The organism is Pseudomonas sp. NPDC089408 (assembly GCF_044749445.1).
In the GTDB taxonomy this organism is placed as follows: Bacteria; Pseudomonadota; Gammaproteobacteria; order Pseudomonadales; family Pseudomonadaceae; genus Aquipseudomonas.
This window is the reverse complement of record NZ_JBIVHY010000008.1, coordinates 196,605-212,435: the sequence shown is the minus strand read 5'-3', so window position 1 is coordinate 212,435 and position 15,831 is coordinate 196,605. Positions and strand designations below refer to the sequence as shown.

General features: G+C 63.9%; 14 protein-coding genes and 4 tRNA genes. All 18 read left to right on the top strand.

Annotation, left to right across the window (positions count from 1 at the left end):
- Positions 1-68: 68 nt before the first annotated feature.
- The 18 genes from ACIP02_RS15780 (at position 69) to ACIP02_RS15695 (ending at position 15,373) form a co-directional block, all read left to right on the top strand.
- Positions 69-2,852, top strand: a complete 2,784-nt coding sequence (locus ACIP02_RS15780; protein ID WP_400617715.1) for a FimV/HubP family polar landmark protein — start codon at positions 69-71, stop codon at positions 2,850-2,852.
- A 193-nt stretch (positions 2,853-3,045) separates the two neighbouring features.
- Positions 3,046-3,906 (top strand): tRNA pseudouridine(38-40) synthase TruA, encoded by an 861-nt coding sequence (gene truA / locus ACIP02_RS15775; protein WP_400617713.1) that lies wholly within the window; start codon positions 3,046-3,048, stop codon positions 3,904-3,906.
- A gap of 61 nt (positions 3,907-3,967) precedes the next feature.
- The gene (locus ACIP02_RS15770) at positions 3,968-4,588 is read left to right on the top strand and encodes a phosphoribosylanthranilate isomerase (protein WP_400617711.1); all 621 of its coding nucleotides are present in this window, start codon (positions 3,968-3,970) and stop codon (positions 4,586-4,588) included.
- A gap of 222 nt (positions 4,589-4,810) precedes the next feature.
- Positions 4,811-5,704, top strand: a complete 894-nt coding sequence (gene accD / locus ACIP02_RS15765) for an acetyl-CoA carboxylase, carboxyltransferase subunit beta (protein ID WP_012271202.1) — start codon at positions 4,811-4,813, stop codon at positions 5,702-5,704.
- Positions 5,704-7,011: a bifunctional tetrahydrofolate synthase/dihydrofolate synthase gene (folC, locus tag ACIP02_RS15760; RefSeq protein ID WP_400617709.1), complete on the top strand. Its 1,308-nt coding sequence runs from the start codon at positions 5,704-5,706 to the stop codon at positions 7,009-7,011. Before accD ends, folC begins: the two co-directional genes overlap by 1 nt.
- Positions 6,995-7,663 (top strand): SPOR domain-containing protein, encoded by a 669-nt coding sequence (locus ACIP02_RS15755; protein WP_400617707.1) that lies wholly within the window; start codon positions 6,995-6,997, stop codon positions 7,661-7,663. Before folC ends, ACIP02_RS15755 begins: the two co-directional genes overlap by 17 nt.
- Before the next feature lie 197 nt (positions 7,664-7,860).
- Entirely contained in the window at positions 7,861-8,418 is a 558-nt protein-coding gene (locus tag ACIP02_RS15750) for a CvpA family protein (RefSeq protein ID WP_201207519.1), read from the top strand.
- A gap of 42 nt (positions 8,419-8,460) precedes the next feature.
- Positions 8,461-9,966 carry an amidophosphoribosyltransferase gene (gene purF, locus ACIP02_RS15745; RefSeq protein WP_400617705.1) on the top strand — a complete coding sequence of 502 codons (1,506 nt, stop codon included), beginning with the start codon at positions 8,461-8,463 and terminating at the stop codon, positions 9,964-9,966.
- Between the two features lie 16 nt (positions 9,967-9,982).
- Positions 9,983-11,194 (top strand): O-succinylhomoserine sulfhydrylase, encoded by a 1,212-nt coding sequence (locus tag ACIP02_RS15740; protein ID WP_201207517.1) that lies wholly within the window; start codon positions 9,983-9,985, stop codon positions 11,192-11,194.
- On the top strand, positions 11,194-11,964 hold the full coding sequence (locus ACIP02_RS15735) for an SDR family oxidoreductase (protein WP_400617786.1): 771 nt from the start codon (positions 11,194-11,196) through the stop codon (positions 11,962-11,964). The genes ACIP02_RS15740 and ACIP02_RS15735 overlap by 1 nt, the downstream gene beginning before the upstream one ends.
- A gap of 235 nt (positions 11,965-12,199) precedes the next feature.
- Positions 12,200-12,275 (top strand) — tRNA-Val (locus ACIP02_RS15730).
- Positions 12,276-12,341: 66 nt separating this feature from the next.
- Positions 12,342-12,418 (top strand) — tRNA-Asp (locus tag ACIP02_RS15725).
- A 99-nt stretch (positions 12,419-12,517) separates the two neighbouring features.
- Positions 12,518-12,594 (top strand) — tRNA-Asp (locus ACIP02_RS15720).
- Between the two features lie 141 nt (positions 12,595-12,735).
- Positions 12,736-12,812 (top strand) — tRNA-Asp (locus ACIP02_RS15715).
- A gap of 200 nt (positions 12,813-13,012) precedes the next feature.
- Positions 13,013-13,825: a DUF2242 domain-containing protein gene (locus ACIP02_RS15710; protein WP_400617703.1), complete on the top strand. Its 813-nt coding sequence runs from the start codon at positions 13,013-13,015 to the stop codon at positions 13,823-13,825.
- Positions 13,826-13,995: 170 nt separating this feature from the next.
- A complete protein-coding gene (locus tag ACIP02_RS15705; protein WP_400617701.1) occupies positions 13,996-14,538 on the top strand; it encodes a chalcone isomerase family protein in 543 nt (180 codons plus the stop codon).
- Positions 14,535-15,077: a DUF3833 domain-containing protein gene (locus ACIP02_RS15700; protein ID WP_400617699.1), complete on the top strand. Its 543-nt coding sequence runs from the start codon at positions 14,535-14,537 to the stop codon at positions 15,075-15,077. Before ACIP02_RS15705 ends, ACIP02_RS15700 begins: the two co-directional genes overlap by 4 nt.
- Entirely contained in the window at positions 15,068-15,373 is a 306-nt protein-coding gene (locus ACIP02_RS15695; RefSeq protein WP_400617697.1) for a DUF6482 family protein, read from the top strand. The genes ACIP02_RS15700 and ACIP02_RS15695 overlap by 10 nt, the downstream gene beginning before the upstream one ends.
- Positions 15,374-15,831 lie beyond the last annotated feature (458 nt).

The following is a 15,831-nucleotide window of genomic DNA, read 5'->3' as shown; positions in this document are numbered from 1 at the left end:
ATACTGGCGAGCACTTTTGTCCTGCTCCGCTTGCAGGTTCCGGGACGATTCATACAAGGGAAGAGGTCATGCTTCGAATTCGCAAACTGGTTCTGGCCATGGCTGCAGCATCGGCGCTGTCGTCTGGCATGGCGAATGCGCTGGGCCTGGGGGAGCTGACCCTGAAGTCGGCACAGAATCAGCCGCTGGACGCCGAGATCGAATTGCTCGACGTGCGCGACCTCAAGGCCGCCGAAGTGGCGCCAAGCCTGGCGCCGCCGGAAGAGTTCAGCAAGGCCGGGGTGGCGTTTCCGACCTACCTCGAAGACCTGACCTTCACACCGGTGATCAACCCCAACGGCAGGAGTGTGCTGCGGGTTACCTCCAGCCAGCCGCTGCCAGGGCCAGTGGTCAAGTTCCTGGTCCAGGTGATGTGGCCACAAGGCCGCCTGCTGCGTGACTACAGCGTGCTGCTCGACCAGGCCAAGGCCCAGGGCGACAAGCCGGCGGCAGGCAATGTCACGCCGGCCACCACCGGTGCCAGCCGCTACACCACCCAGCGCCGCGACACCTTATGGCAGATTGCTGCGCGCAACACCCAGGGCGGTGGTTCGATCCAGCAGACCATGATCGCCATCCAGGCATTGAACCCGGACGCCTTCATCGGCAACAACATCAACCAGCTGAAGGTTGGCCAGGTATTGCGCCTGCCCGACCAGCAGCAGGTCCAGAGCATTCCACAGGGCGAGGCCAACAGCGAAGTGGCCGAGCAGTATGCTGCCTGGCGTGAAGGCCGTCGCCTGGGGCCGCGTGCCCGCCAGCTCGACGCCACCCGCCGTGGTGCCGCCGACGCGGCGCCGGCGCGTGTCGCCCAGGGCGACAACCTGCGCCTGGTCAGCCCGGGCAACCAGGCCGGTGCCGGCCACGCCAAAGCGCTCAACGACAAGTTGGCAGTGGCCCAGGAAAGCCTGGACACCAGCCGTCGTGACAATGACGAACTCAAAAGCCGCATGAGCGACCTGCAGAGCCAGCTGGACAAGCTGCAGCGTCTGATCGACCTGAAAAACGACCAGTTGGCGCGCCTTCAGGCGCAGGGCGCAGCCGCGCCGACCGCAGCTGGCGCCACGCCTGCTGCGGCCCCGGCGGCAGATGCCCAGCCGTCGGCCGAGCCGGCACCTGCCGAGGCGGCCACCGCAGCCAAGCCAGCAGAGGATGCCAAGCCTGCCCCGGCCCGTCAGGCGGATGGCGCACTCCAGCAGGTTCTCGGTAACCCATGGCTGCTGTGGCTGATTGCCGGCTCCAGCATCCTGGTGCTGGCGCTGCTGCTCTGGCTGCTGGCGCGCAAGCGCAAGGCCCAGCAGGAGGCAGAAAAGCACCTGCGCATGGCGCGGGCGCTGGAAGAAGAGCAGGGCACAGGTTTCGACAGCGATACCGAGAGCCTCGACGGCGTCGAAGTCTCGGAGCCAAGCGTTACCCTGTCGCCTGCGGTGGTAGCCGCATCGGCCGCTGCGGCTGTTGCAGCGGAAAAAGTGGCTGAGCCTGCTGCTGAGGCAGCGCCGGCGCAGGGGTCGCAAGCCGACGCGTATGCCGAACTGCTGGCGCAAGTCGACCAGTGTCTGGCCGAAGGCCGCCTGAACCGCGCGAGCGAGCTGCTGGAGCCTGCTGTAGCCGCTGCCCCGGCACGTGATGACCTGCGCCTGAAACTGATGGACGTGTACGCCCGCCAAGGTGATCAGAGCGCGTTCGTCGACCAGGAGCGTCAGTTGCCGGCTAGCGAGCACAACAGTGCTGCTGTAGTCGGGCTGAAAGAACGTTACCCGGCGATGCTTGGCCTGGCCGCGGCCGGCCTGGGTGCGGCAGCGCTGGCTGCCGAAATGGACGAGCAGTACGTGCAGGAACTGCTGCACGATGAGCCCGAGGCGCCGGTGGCTGCCGACGTGGTGCCCGAAGAAGCGCCTGAGTTCGAGCCGCAAGTCGAGGCTGAGCCAGAGGTTGCCTTTGAGCCTGATGCTGAACTGGATGCACTCGATGAAGTGCCGATCCTCGATGTTTCGGGCCTTGAGGACCAGGGCCTGGGCGAGCCGGATCTGGGCGAACCGGACCTGGACAGCGCTTTCGACCTGAGTCTGGGTGAAGAGCTGCCGGGGGAAGACCCGCTGGACGAGGGTCTGGTGAACGAGGCTGTGGTGAACGAGCCTGTGCCCGACGAGCTGGTGATTGCCGAGCCTGTGCTGGACGAGCCGGGGCAGGAAGAAGCACAGCCAGAAGAAGCGCCATTCGCCGTGGATGCCGAACTGCAAGCCGACGCCGACGCCGATTTCGAAGCCATGCTGGCCCAGGCCGAGCCCCAGCCTGCGGTAGACCTGTCCGATTTCGACCTTGATGTCAGCGAGCCCGTTGCCCCGGCTGCGCCGGAAGCAGTAGCTGAAACCTCAGTCGATGTCGCCGCCGAGCTGGCCGCCTTCGACAGCGTGCCGGAGTTCGACCCGGTTTCCGAGTTCGACCTGCCGTCGGACTTCGACCTGTCGCTGTCGCTGGAAGACGACTCGCCTGCAGCCAAAAGCTTTGCCTCGGAGCTCGACGACGTCAACGCCGAGCTCGACAAGCTGTCGCAAAGCCTTGAGTCGCCGTCGCTGGAGCCGCATTTCACCAGCGAAGACGCAGCTGCGCAGCCAGAGCCCGAGCCGCTGGACGACCTCGACTTCGACTTCTTCTCCGGCAGTGACGAAGTGGCCACCAAGCTCGACCTGGCCCGTGCCTACATCGACATGGGCGATAGCCAGGGTGCACGCGATATCCTCGACGAAGTCGTCAAGGACGGCGACGACAGCCAGCGCCAGGAAGCTGAGGACATGCTCTCCCGGCTGGTCTGAGGCAGCCTGTACCGACCCTTTCGCGGGTAAACCCGCTCCTACAGGGTACTCACAAGGCCTGAAATTTGTGGGGGCCCTGTGGGAGCGGGTTCACCCGCGAAGAGGCCCGCTAGCACGACACATATCCAGCGGCAGCCCAACAAGGCTGCCGTTGTCGTTATAATCCCCGCCATTCCGTACACCCACAGGTTTCATGCTCTTGGACATCATCGACACCGCCGCCACCGAATCCGCGGCCGAAGGCTACTCCCGCATCGCCCTGGGTGTGGAATACAAGGGCGCGCGCTACCGCGGCTGGCAGCGCCAGGCCAGTGGCGTACCGAGTGTCCAGCAGGCCCTGGAAAAAGCCCTTTCCACGGTCGCCAACGAGCCGATTTCGGTCATCTGTGCCGGCCGCACCGACGCCGGCGTGCACGGCTGCGGGCAGATCGTGCACTTCGACACCCGTGCCGTGCGCGACGAGCGCGCCTGGACCATGGGCACCAACTTCAACCTGCCGCACGACATCAGCGTGGTCTGGTCGCGGCCGATGCCGGCCGATTTCCATGCCCGCTTCAAGGCGTGTGCCCGGCGCTACCGTTATGTCATCTACAACGACCCGATCCGCCCGGCACATCTGGCCGAGGAAGTGACCTGGAACCACCGCCCGCTGGACGTCGAGCGCATGGCCGAGGCCGCGCAGTTCCTGCTCGGTACCCACGACTTCAGCGCCTTCCGCGCCAGCCAGTGCCAGGCCAAGTCGCCCATCAAGCACATTTACCACCTGCGCGTTACCCGCCACGGCCAGATGATCGTGCTGGACATACGCGCCACCGCCTTCCTGCACCACATGGTGCGCAACATTGCCGGGGTGCTGATGGCCATCGGTGCCGGCGAGCGCCCGGTAACCTGGGCGCGTGAAGTGCTGGAAGGGCGCAACCGCAGTGAAGGCGGGGTTACCGCACACCCCTACGGGCTGTACCTGGTGCAGGTGGAGTACCCTGAGCAGTTCGCCCTGCCCAAGCGTTACATCGGCCCACACTTTTTGTCCGGCTACGAGGCATTGGCCGACTGACGAGCGAAAAGTCATTTGCTAACATCCGGCCTCTCACCGTAACAAGCAGGGTTCGCTGTCCATGAGCAATGTTCGCAGCAAGATCTGCGGGATTACCCGCATCGAAGACGCACTGGCCGCTGCCGAAGCGGGTGCCGACGCCATCGGTTTCGTCTTCTATGCCAAGAGCCCGCGGGCCGTGGATGTGCGCCAGGCGCGCGCCATCATCGCCGAGCTGCCGCCCTTCGTGACCACGGTCGGGTTGTTCGTCAATGCCTCGCGTTGCGAGCTGAACGAGATCCTCGAAGTGGTTCCGCTGGACCTGCTACAGTTCCACGGCGACGAAACCCCGCAGGACTGCGAAGGTTACCACCGCCCCTGGATCAAGGCCCTGCGGGTGCGCCCGGGTGATGACCTGGAGGCCGCCTGCCAGCTTTATGCCGGTGCCCGCGGCATCTTGCTGGACACCTACGTGGCCGGCGTGCCCGGCGGAACCGGCGAGGCATTCGACTGGTCTCTGGTGCCGGCGCGCCTGAGCAAGCCGATCATTCTCGCAGGTGGGCTGTCGGCCGATAACGTCGGCCAGGCCATTGCCCAGGTACGGCCTTATGCGGTGGATGTCAGCGGCGGCGTCGAACAGGCCAAGGGCATCAAGGACGCGGCGAAAATCGAAGCCTTCATGCATGCGGTGAAACAGGCGTGATAGCAGATGTGACGGCTGGCTGCGCGCCATCGTCCATAGCTTTCGCAGCCCTGCGGGGCAGCCGCCTGTACCTGTGGCGGCAACACAACACATTAACGGTGGAGTGGCACGCGGGAAGCCCCGGCGGCCGGTCCATCATCGTTTCATAAAAGATTTTGAGCTCAAGGGCAGGGCAGGGCCGGCGATAACGGCCTCCGCCTGCCAATACTGGAGAAAGAAAGCATGAGCAACTGGTTAGTCGACAAACTGATCCCTTCGATCATGCGTTCCGAGGTGAAGAAGAGCTCGGTGCCTGAAGGCCTGTGGCACAAGTGCCCGTCCTGCGAGGCCGTGCTGTATCGTCCGGAGCTGGAAAAAACCCTGGATGTCTGCCCCAAGTGCAACCACCACATGCGCATCGGCGCACGTGCGCGCATCGACATCTTCCTCGACGCCGAAGGCCGTGCCGAACTGGGCGCCGACCTCGAGCCGGTCGACCGCCTGAAGTTCCGTGACGGCAAGAAGTACAAGGACCGCCTGACCGGCGCGCAGAAGCAGACCGGCGAAAAAGACGCGCTGATCTCCATGAGCGGCACCCTGATGGGCATGCCAATCGTGGTCAGCGCCTTCGAGTTCTCGTTCATGGGTGGCTCCATGGGTGCCATCGTCGGCGAGCGCTTCGTGCGCGCGGCCAACTATGCCCTGGAGCACCGTTGCCCGATGGTCTGCTTCTCAGCCTCGGGCGGTGCGCGCATGCAGGAAGCGCTGATTTCGCTGATGCAGATGGCCAAGACCTCGGCCGTGCTGGCGCGCCTGCGCGAAGAAGGCATCCCGTTCATCTCGGTACTGACCGACCCGGTGTACGGTGGTGTTTCCGCCAGCCTGGCCATGCTCGGTGACGTTATCGTCGGTGAGCCGAAGGCGCTGATCGGCTTCGCCGGCCCACGCGTGATCGAGCAAACCGTACGCGAGAAGCTGCCAGAGGGCTTCCAGCGCAGCGAGTTCCTGCTGGAACACGGCGCCATCGACCTGATCATCTCCCGTGGCGAACTGCGCCCGCGTCTGGCCCGCCTGCTGGCGCAGATGACCGGCCAGGATACCCCGGAGCAAGCGCGCGAGGCGGCTGCCGTCGCGTGATGAAACAAAAATCCCTGGGCGAATGGCTCGCCTACCTCGAGCAGTTGCACCCCTCGGCCATCGACATGGGCCTGGAGCGGTCGCAGAAGGTGCTTGCCCGGCTGGCGCTGGGCAAGCTGGCGCCACGCGTGGTAACGGTAACCGGCACTAACGGCAAGGGGTCGACCTGCGCCTTCGTGGCCTCGTTGCTGCGTGCCCAGGGGCTCAAGGTCGGCGTGTACAGCTCGCCGCACCTGTTGCGTTACAACGAGCGGGTGCTGATCAATGGCCAAGAGGCCAGCGACGAGCGCCTGTGCGAAGCCTTTGCTGCCGTCGAGGCGGCGCGGGGCGATATTTCCCTGACCTACTTCGAGATGGGCACGCTGGCCGCATTCTGGTTGTTCTACCAGTCGCAGCTGGATGCCGTGGTGCTGGAAGTGGGCCTTGGTGGCCGCCTGGACACCGTCAACGTGGTGGATGCCGATCTGGCCCTGGTGACCAGTATCGGTGTCGACCATGTCGATTACCTGGGCGACACCCGCGAGCGGGTGGCCTTTGAAAAGGCCGGCATCTTCCGCGGGGGCAAGCCGGCGTTGTGTGGCGACCTCGACCCGCCGCAACCGTTGCTGGACAAAGCTGCCGAGCTGGCAGCGCCGCTGTTCCTGCGCGGGCGTGACTTCGACCTGGCCTGCGCGGAAGGCAGCTGGACCTGGCGCGGTACTGCGGCGGATGGCACTCCGGTAGAACTGCGTGACCTGCCGTTGCTCGACCTGCCGATGGAAAACGCCACGCTGGCCTTGCAGGCTTACCTGCTGATGGGGCTGCCGTGGGAGGCCGCACAGGTTCGCCAGGCACTGCTGGATACCCGTATTACCGGGCGTCTCGACCGCCGCCAGCTGAGCTGGCAGGGCAAGCCCGTGGAGCTGCTGCTGGATGTCGGGCACAACCCGCATGCCGCCGATTACCTGGCGCGGCGCCTGTCGGCCCGGCCGCTGAAAGGGCGCCGTCTGGCGGTATTCGGCCTGCTTGCCGACAAGGACCTGAACGGTGTTGTTGCGCCGCTGCAGGGGCTGGTCGATGACTGGGCAGTGGCACCGCTGGACACTCCGCGCAGCCGCCCGGCTGCGGAGCTGGCCGAAGCCTTGACGAACCTCGGTGCGGCGGTGAAGTCTTATGCCAGTGTCGACGCCGCCCTTGAGGCGCAATGCGCGCAGGCAACGGCGGATGACCAGGTCTTGCTGTTCGGTTCGTTTTTCTGTGTCGCCCAGGCGCTGGAGTGGCTGGAGCGGCACACCCAGGAGGGTGGAGTAGATGGCAGTGCTGGATAAAGGGATGAAACAGCGCATGGTGGGTGCGTTGGTGCTGGTGGCGCTGGCGGTGATCTTCCTGCCGATGCTGTTCACCCGCGAGGACGAGATGCGCCAGGTGCACGTCGAAGCCCCGCAGGCACCGGCCATGCCCAGCCTGCCGGAAGTGAAGGTGGAGCCGGTCGCCGTGCCGGAGCCGCAGGTCATTGCGGACGAGCCACAGCAGGCGCCAGTGGTGGTCAACGAATCGACTGCACAGGCCAGTACACCCAGCCAGCCGATTACTCCGTCGCCGCAGACCCAGGCGCAGGTTCAGGCTCAGCTTCAAAACCTGCCGGCCAAGCCACAGGCACCAGCGCCAGCACCCAAGGTCGAGGCGAAAGCTGCCGCAACGCCAGCGCCGACCGCGCCATCGAAGATCGACGTCAATGGCCTGCCGGTCAGCTGGTCGATCCAGTTGGCCAGCCTGTCCAATCGGGCCGGTGCCGAGAAGCTGCAGCAAACCTTGCGTAGCCAGGGTTATAACGCCTATATCCGTTCGGCCGGTGGCATGAACCGGGTGTACGTAGGGCCATTGATCGAGCGCGCCGAGGCCGAGCGCGTGCGTGATGCGGTCAACCGCCAGAACAGCCTAAAGGGCTTTGTGGTGCGTTTTCAGCCTGAGCGTAGTTGACATCCCTGGGGCGGCTTTGCCGCCCTTCGCGGGTAAACCCGCTCCTACAAAGGAGCGCGTGAATCTTGCAGTAACGCGGTCCCTGTGGGAGCGGGTTTACCCGCGAAGGGCCTGTCGCCAATCCAACTGACATTCCGCTTACTCCCAGCTCGCCGCTCTGGTAAAATGCGCCGCCTCAAACGTCTGCAGGCAGCACCGTGGCATTTACCCTGGTTGATTGGGCGATCATCGCGATCATCGCCGTCTCCACACTGATCAGTCTCAAGCGCGGCTTCGTCAAGGAAGCCTTGTCCTTGCTCATCTGGATCATTGCCGGTGCGGTTGCCTGGATGTTCGGCGGTTCGCTCTCGGTGTATCTTGAAAGCTATATCCAGACGCCATCGATGCGCGTCATCGCCGGCTGCGCCATTCTTTTCGTCGCCACCTTGCTGGTGGGGGCGATGGTCAACTTCCTTGTCGGCGAGCTGATCCGCGTGACTGGGCTGTCCGGTACCGATCGTTTCCTCGGCATGGCCTTCGGCGCCGCGCGCGGGGCTTTGCTGGTAGTGGTGGCCATCGGCCTGATCAGCCTGGGGCCGGTTCAACAAGACACCTGGTGGCAGGAATCACGCCTGATACCACAATTTCTCCTGGTCGCCGACTGGTCGAAAAACCTGATCCTGGGTTTCACCGGCCAGTGGTCGCCCGGTGGGCTGATCAGCGCTCCGGCTGATCTGCCGTTCAAGGAACAGTTGCTCGGGCCGGCAAAGCCCTGAGCGCTATTCACTCAAGTTTCGTCAAAGTAGGGGTTGCGTCGCATGTGTGGCATCGTCGGTATCGTCGGTAAGTCGAACGTCAATCAGGCGCTGTATGACGCGCTTACGGTCCTCCAGCACCGCGGCCAGGACGCTGCCGGTATCGTGACTAGCCATGACGGCCGGTTGTTCCTGCGCAAGGATAATGGCCTGGTGCGCGACGTGTTCCAGCAGCGCCACATGCAGCGCCTGGTAGGCCACATGGGTATCGGCCACGTGCGCTACCCGACTGCGGGCAGCTCGACCTCGGCCGAGGCCCAGCCGTTCTACGTCAACTCGCCCTATGGCATCACCCTGGCGCACAACGGCAACCTGACCAACGTCGAGCAGTTGGCCAAGGAGATCTACGAGTCCGACCTGCGTCACGTCAACACCAATTCCGACTCGGAAGTGCTGCTGAACGTGTTTGCCCATGAGCTGGCAGTACGCGGCAAGCTGCAGCCGACCGAAGAGGACGTGTTTGCCGCCGTATCCCACGTGCACAGCCGCTGCGTTGGCGGTTATGCGGTGGTGGCCATGATCACCGGCTACGGCATTGTCGGCTTCCGCGACCCCCACGGCATCCGCCCGGTGGTGTTCGGCCAGCGTCACACCGACGAAGGCGTGGAATACATGATCGCCTCGGAAAGCGTGGCCCTGGACGTCCTCGGCTTCACCCTGATCCGCGACCTGGCGCCGGGCGAAGCGGTGTACATTACCGAAGAAGGCCAGCTGTTCACCAAACAGTGCGCCGAAGCGCCGAACCTGCAGCCGTGTATCTTCGAGCACGTCTACCTGGCCCGCCCGGACTCGATCATTGACGGTATCTCGGTGTACAAGGCCCGTCTGCGCATGGGTGAAAAACTCGCCGACAAGATCATGCGCGAGCGCCCTGAGCATGATATCGACGTGGTCATCCCGATCCCGGACACCAGCCGCACCGCCGCGCTGGAACTGGCCAACCGCCTGGGCGTGAAGTTCCGCGAAGGCTTTGTCAAAAACCGTTACATCGGCCGTACCTTCATCATGCCTGGCCAGGCCGCGCGCAAGAAATCGGTGCGCCAGAAGCTCAACGCCATCGAACTGGAGTTCCGTGGCAAGAACGTGATGCTGGTAGACGACTCGATCGTGCGCGGCACCACCTGCAAGCAGATCATTCAGATGGCCCGCGAAGCCGGCGCCAAGAACGTCTACTTCTGCTCCGCAGCCCCGGCTGTACGCTACCCCAACGTCTACGGCATCGACATGCCGAGTGTTCACGAACTGATCGCCCACAACCGTACCACCGAACAGGTGGCCGAGTTGATCGGCGCCGACTGGCTGATCTATCAGGACCTGCCAGACCTGATCGACTCGGTCGGTGGCGGCAAGATCAAGATCGATCACTTCGATTGCGCGGTGTTCAACGGTGAGTACGTCACCGGCGACATCGACGAGGCCTATCTCGAGCGTATTGAACAGGCCCGTAATGACCTGGCCAAGGTCAAGAACCAGGCCGTCAGCGCGATCATCGACCTCTACAACAACTGATTCAGGGAGCGACGGCATGACGGATCAATGGGATGCCGGGCGACTGGACAGCGACCTCGAGGGTGTCGGTTTCGACACCCTGGCGGTGCGCGCCGGTCAAAACCGTACACCAGAGGGTGAGCACAGCGAAGCGCTGTTCCTGACCTCCAGCTATGTGTTCCGCACGGCGGCCGATGCCGCTGCGCGCTTTGCCGGTGAAACACCGGGCAACGTCTATTCGCGTTACACCAACCCGTCGGTGCGTGCCTTCGAGGAACGCCTGGCGGCGATGGAAGGTGCCGAGCAGGCCGTGGGTACCTCCACCGGCATGGCGGCGATTCTTGCCGTGGTCATGTCGCTGTGCAGCGCCGGGGACCATGTGCTGGTGTCGCAGAGCGTGTTCGGCTCGACCATCAGCCTGTTCGAGAAGTACTTCAAGCGCTTTGGCGTACAGGTGGACTACGTGCCACTGGTCGACCTTGCTGGCTGGGAAAAGGCCATCAAGGCCAACACCAAGCTGCTGATCGTCGAATCGCCATCCAACCCGCTGGCCGAACTGGTCGATATCACCGCCCTCAGCGAAATCGCCCATGCCCATGGCGCGATGCTGGTGGTGGACAACTGCTTCAGCACCCCGGCGTTGCAGCAGCCGCTGAAGCTGGGCGCCGACATCGTGTTCCACTCGGCCACCAAGTTCATCGATGGCCAGGGCCGCTGCATGGGCGGCGTGGTTGCCGGCCGTGCCGAGCAGATGAAAGAAGTGGTGGGCTTCCTGCGTACTGCAGGCCCCACCCTCAGTCCCTTCAACGCCTGGATCTTCACCAAGGGCCTGGAAACCCTGCGCCTGCGCATGCGTGCGCACTGCGAAAGCGCCCAAGCCCTGGCCGAGTGGCTGGAGCAGCAGGACGGTATCGAGAAGGTGCATTACGCCGGCCTGCCGAGCCACCCGCAGCACGAACTGGCCAAGCGCCAGATGAGTGGCTTTGGTGCGGTGGTCAGCTTCGAGGTCAAGGGCGGCAAAGAGGGCGCCTGGCGCTTCATCGATGCCACCCGGGTGATTTCCATCACCACCAACCTGGGCGACAGCAAGACCACCATCGCCCACCCGGCTACCACCTCCCACGGCCGCCTGTCGCCGCAGGAGCGTGAAGCTGCAGGTATCCGCGACAGCCTGATCCGCGTAGCCGTGGGCCTGGAAGACGTGGCTGACCTGCAAGCCGACCTGGCGCGTGGGTTGGCCGCACTGTGATGCAGATTGGCGGCAGTACCCCGGGCCACAATGGCCGGGTTGCCCTGGTAACCGGTGCCGCGCGCGGCATCGGCCTGGGCATTGCCGCCTGGCTGATCTGCGAGGGCTGGCAAGTGGTGCTCAGCGACCTTGACCGCCCGCGTGGCGCCAAGGTGGCCAAGGCCCTGGGTGACAACGCGTGGTTCATCACCATGGACGTTGCCGACGAGGCCCAGGTCAGTGCCGGGGTGTCTGAGGTGCTCGGGCAGTTTGGCCGGCTGGATGCGCTGGTGTGCAATGCCGCCATCGCCAACCCGCACAACCAGACACTGGAAAGCCTGAGCCTGGCGCAATGGAACCGGGTACTGGCGGTGAACCTCAACGGCCCGATGTTGCTGGCCAAGCATTGTGCGCCGTACCTGCGTGCGCACAACGGCGCGATCGTCAACCTGACCTCGACCCGGGCGCGGCAATCCGAACCGGATACCGAGGCCTACGCCGCGAGCAAGGGTGGCCTGGTGGCGTTGACCCATGCTCTGGCCATGAGCCTGGGCCCGGAGATCCGCGTCAATGCGGTAAGCCCGGGCTGGATCGATGCCCGCGACCCCGCGCAGCGCCGTGCCGAACCATTGACCGATGCCGACCATGCCCAGCACCCGACGGGCAGGGTAGGGACGGTGGAGGATGTGGCGGCCATGGTGGCGTGGCTGCTGTCACGCCAGGCGGCGTTCGTGACCGGTCAGGAGTTTGTGGTCGATGGTGGCATGACCCGCAAGATGATCTACACCTGAGCACCTTGTTTTATCCTGTTGCGGCCTATTCGCGGGTAAACCCGCTCCTACAAAGGTATGCGCTCGTTGTAGGAGCGGGTTCATCGATGCGTCGAACCGCCGCGAAGAGGCCCGCACAGGCAGCCACAAGATTTTGCCTTTTTTGAAAAAAATTCAATGGGGCTATTGACTTAGCTCCGCCACCTGCGTAAATTTCGCGGCCTCAGCGAAGCAAACGCAACAAGCAACATCGCGAGGGTGATTAGCTCAGCCGGGAGAGCATCTGCCTTACAAGCAGAGGGTCGGCGGTTCGATCCCGTCATCACCCACCACTTCCTGAGATGTTCCTGCCGCTCCAGGTTTTGAAAGAAACCAAAAGCCAGAGAGGAACGCACTGCGCAGCGGTAGTTCAGTCGGTTAGAATACCGGCCTGTCACGCCGGGGGTCGCGGGTTCGAGTCCCGTCCGCTGCGCCATTTTCAAGTAACAGATGGGTGCCTGGCACCGGTCTGAAGCCACAAGGCAAACGCCTTGGGCTGATCCCAGTTTCAATCGGGCGCAAGCCTGAACGATACGCAGCGGTAGTTCAGTCGGTTAGAATACCGGCCTGTCACGCCGGGGGTCGCGGGTTCGAGTCCCGTCCGCTGCGCCATCTTCGTTTCAAGGTCCCTAGAACACCTTGAAGCAGACACAAGAGAAGCGATCACGTTATCGCTTTTTTTGTGCCTGCCCTGAGGCCATCGCGCCGGAAGGGTAGACCCAGGTTTCAATCGGGCGCAAGCCTGAATGATACGCAGCGGTAGTTCAGTCGGTTAGAATACCGGCCTGTCACGCCGGGGGTCGCGGGTTCGAGTCCCGTCCGCTGCGCCATCTTCGCCTCAAGGCCCCATGAACGCCTTGAAGCAACGTCAAAGCGACCTTCGGGTCGCTTTTTTCGTTCTGGCGCCTGGCAATTGCCTGTCTTAACCCAGTTTTACACCTACCTGACAGGTTCTTCACCGACCAGTGGTTCCTGTGCCTGCCCGCTGTGTTGCACAATAGGCACCTTCTCGACATACCCGGAATTCGCAATGACCAGATCTTCCGTCTTTGGTGCGCTCGGGCTGGCCCTGGTGCTGGCGGGCGTGAGCGGTTGTTCATCGAAAAAAGCGGCTGTCTACGAGCACGAGAACTTCGATGACTCGGGCACCTTTTCGCGCAGCTTCCCGGTAAGCGACGCCGGCTCCTGCGAGGCTGCCCGGCGCGCCTTGCTCAGCCAGGGCTACATCATTACCAACAGCGGCGCCAACCAGGTGGTGGGCAACAAGAGCTTTCAGCAGAACAGCGAGAATCACCTGCAGATCAGCTTCAACGTCACCTGTGCGCCGGACGTGAGCGACGAGCAACGTTCGACCATGTTCGCCAACGCCTTGCAAGACCGTTACGCACTGAAGAAGTCCAACACCTCCGCCAGCCTGGGCGTGGGCGTGCTGGGCTCGGTGTCGATGCCGATCGGCTCCAGTGACGACTCGATGGTCAAGGTGGCCAGCGAGACGGTGACGGCGGCGCAGTTCTATGACCGTTACTTTGCCTTGGTGGAAAGCTACCTGCCCAAGCCGAAGAAGGTGAGCAAGGCCAAGGTCGAGGCGCCCAAGGAGGAAAAACCGGCGGTTGACCTTGGGCTGCCAGAGCAGGCGGCGGCGAACCCAGTGGCACCGGCTCCTGCTCCAGCGCCTTCGGTTGCGCCAGAAGCCGCGGCCGTTGCCCCGACCAGTGAAGCAGCGGCGGCGCCGGTGGTGGATGACACACAGGGGTCCCAACCTGTAGCGCCACCGGCCGAGGCTGCACCGATCCAGGTGCAGCAGGATGCCCAGCCCGCCGAGGCCGCGTCGCCCTCTCTTTGATGCATTGGCCGGTTTAGGCCGACCACTCACCCACGCTTCATGTCCAGCTCGGCGCGCGTCTTATCTTCCGGGGCGCGCCGTGTCAGCTCGCCTAAAAGTTGTACAGATATCTGTAAATATCTGTACAAATGGCTATCCTTGTATAGTAATTTGAAGCAAGGTCCGATGACATGATGCGTAGGCTTCGATGGGCTGCCTTGTGTGCGGTCATGCTGGCAGCGCCATTGCTGGCTGGCGATTGGCGAGCAGCGCTGCCCTCGGCGCAGCAACAGGGCAGTGGCGACTTCACATGGTGGGGTTTTCGGCTCTACACCGCCCGCCTGTGGACCGACGGGCACCGCCAGGATTGGGCGCGGCCATTTGCCCTCGAACTGCTTTATCACCGTGCGCTGACCCGTGACAGCCTGGTGCAGGCCAGCTTGCAGGAAATGCGGCGCCTTGGGGATGGCGGTGTGACCCCGGAGCAACTGGCCAGCTGGGCGCAGATCATGCAAACGGCCTTTACCGATGTGCGCCCCGGCATGCGAATCACCGGCTTGTATCTGCCTGGGGCCGGGTGCCGCTTTTATGTGGACGGCACGTTGAGCGCAGAGGTACGCGATGCCGCTTTTGCCGAAGCGTTTTTCGCCATCTGGCTGGACCCGCGGGCGCGCGACCCGCAATTACGGTTGCACCTGCTGGGCCAGGCAGGTGACGGAGGGCCACGACCATGAACAAAGCATTACTGCTGGTAACCTGCCTGCTGCTGGGTAGCTGTGGAAACGTGGGCGTCGAGCATTACGCCCAAGAGCAACCGAAACTTGACCTGGCGGCGTTCTTCTCGCGCCCGGTTCAGGCGTGGGGCATTTTCCAGAAGCGCTCGGGGGAAGTGGCCCGGCGCTTTCATGTGTGCATCGCCAGCCACCGCGAAGGCCAGCGGCTGATTCTGGACGAGCGCTTCGTCTACAGCGATGGCGAACGCCAGCAAAGGGTCTGGACCCTGGTACCGGACGGCCCTGGCCGTTGGCGCGGCAGCGCGGGCGATGTGATCGGTGAAGCCCGCGGCGAAGTGGCTGGCAACGCACTGCGCTGGCGCTACCGGCTGGACCTGCCGGTCGATGGGCAGCACTGGCAGGTGGACCTGGACGACTGGATGTACCTGATGGACGACGACACCCTGATCAACCGCTCGAGCATGCGCAAGCTGGGCGTGGAGATCGGCCAGATAACCTTGTTCTTCCGCCCCCTGTCGGAGGGTATGTCATGCAACTGAGTGCGTTCGGCGAACACATCGCCAACGGCCATGTCGACGAACTGGAACTGCTGTCGCTGGAGGGTGGTTTCTACCTCCTGCGCGCGCTTACCGGCAATGGCCCGATTACCCTGAGCGACGCCCACGGCCAGCCCCTGCGCCTGCGCTCGACCACCGAACTGCGCGACTTGCTGGGCGAGTTGCCCGTCGTGCCGTGCGTGCTCGTCCAGCAAGTGGTGCATGACGAGATGTGCGGGCAGCGGGAAGGGCCGGTCGCGCCGTTGCGCCTGCCCGTCAGCCTGGCTAGCCAGTGGTAGCCGCGCCTGGGTCTGGTGCTGGGCGACCATCGCCTGTGAGATCGAGCGCCGTCCGCGCGGCGCTTCGCGGGGCAAGTCGGATCGCCGCACCGCCGCTCCCACATCTGTTTCAGGCCAATCACTCCTGTGAGTTCACTGCTGGTCGCCTTGTTTGTTCCATTCGATAATGGCTGCGCCGCTAGTTTTCATCGATTTCAAGGCATGCACCCAGGGTGCGCGCGCCGAAGGTACAGGATTAATTGGCCCGAAACAGATGTGGGAGCGGCCTTGTGCCGCGAAGCGCCGCGCGGGCGGCGCTCGATTTCACAGGCGCTGCAAATGTGCTGGCGAACACCTGGCAGCCATGACGCGACCCTGCTTCGATGCCGGCCATCACTTGGAGGGCGTGGGGGAAATGTCTTACAGGTGGAGGGAGTGTTGGTTTCGGGGGCAGGGCGGGGGATTGGGTGAGGGCTGAT

Excerpts from the sequence above, each read along its gene's own strand:
- ACIP02_RS15735 (WP_400617786.1), top strand. The coding sequence starts at position 11,194 with ATGCAGATTGGCGGCAGTACCCCGGGCCACAATGGCCGGGTTGCCCTG.
- ACIP02_RS15780 (WP_400617715.1), top strand. The coding sequence starts at position 69 with ATGCTTCGAATTCGCAAACTGGTTCTGGCCATGGCTGCAGCATCGGCG.
- ACIP02_RS15755 (WP_400617707.1), top strand. The coding sequence starts at position 6,995 with ATGGCAGTGCTGGATAAAGGGATGAAACAGCGCATGGTGGGTGCGTTG.
- accD (WP_012271202.1), top strand. The coding sequence starts at position 4,811 with ATGAGCAACTGGTTAGTCGACAAACTGATCCCTTCGATCATGCGTTCC.
- purF (WP_400617705.1), top strand. The coding sequence starts at position 8,461 with ATGTGTGGCATCGTCGGTATCGTCGGTAAGTCGAACGTCAATCAGGCG.
- ACIP02_RS15705 (WP_400617701.1), top strand. The coding sequence starts at position 13,996 with ATGATGCGTAGGCTTCGATGGGCTGCCTTGTGTGCGGTCATGCTGGCA.
- truA (WP_400617713.1), top strand. The coding sequence starts at position 3,046 with ATGCTCTTGGACATCATCGACACCGCCGCCACCGAATCCGCGGCCGAA.
- ACIP02_RS15695 (WP_400617697.1), top strand. The coding sequence starts at position 15,068 with ATGCAACTGAGTGCGTTCGGCGAACACATCGCCAACGGCCATGTCGAC.
- ACIP02_RS15700 (WP_400617699.1), top strand. The coding sequence starts at position 14,535 with ATGAACAAAGCATTACTGCTGGTAACCTGCCTGCTGCTGGGTAGCTGT.
- ACIP02_RS15710 (WP_400617703.1), top strand. The coding sequence starts at position 13,013 with ATGACCAGATCTTCCGTCTTTGGTGCGCTCGGGCTGGCCCTGGTGCTG.
- ACIP02_RS15740 (WP_201207517.1), top strand. The coding sequence starts at position 9,983 with ATGACGGATCAATGGGATGCCGGGCGACTGGACAGCGACCTCGAGGGT.
- ACIP02_RS15770 (WP_400617711.1), top strand. The coding sequence starts at position 3,968 with ATGAGCAATGTTCGCAGCAAGATCTGCGGGATTACCCGCATCGAAGAC.
- folC (WP_400617709.1), top strand. The coding sequence starts at position 5,704 with ATGAAACAAAAATCCCTGGGCGAATGGCTCGCCTACCTCGAGCAGTTG.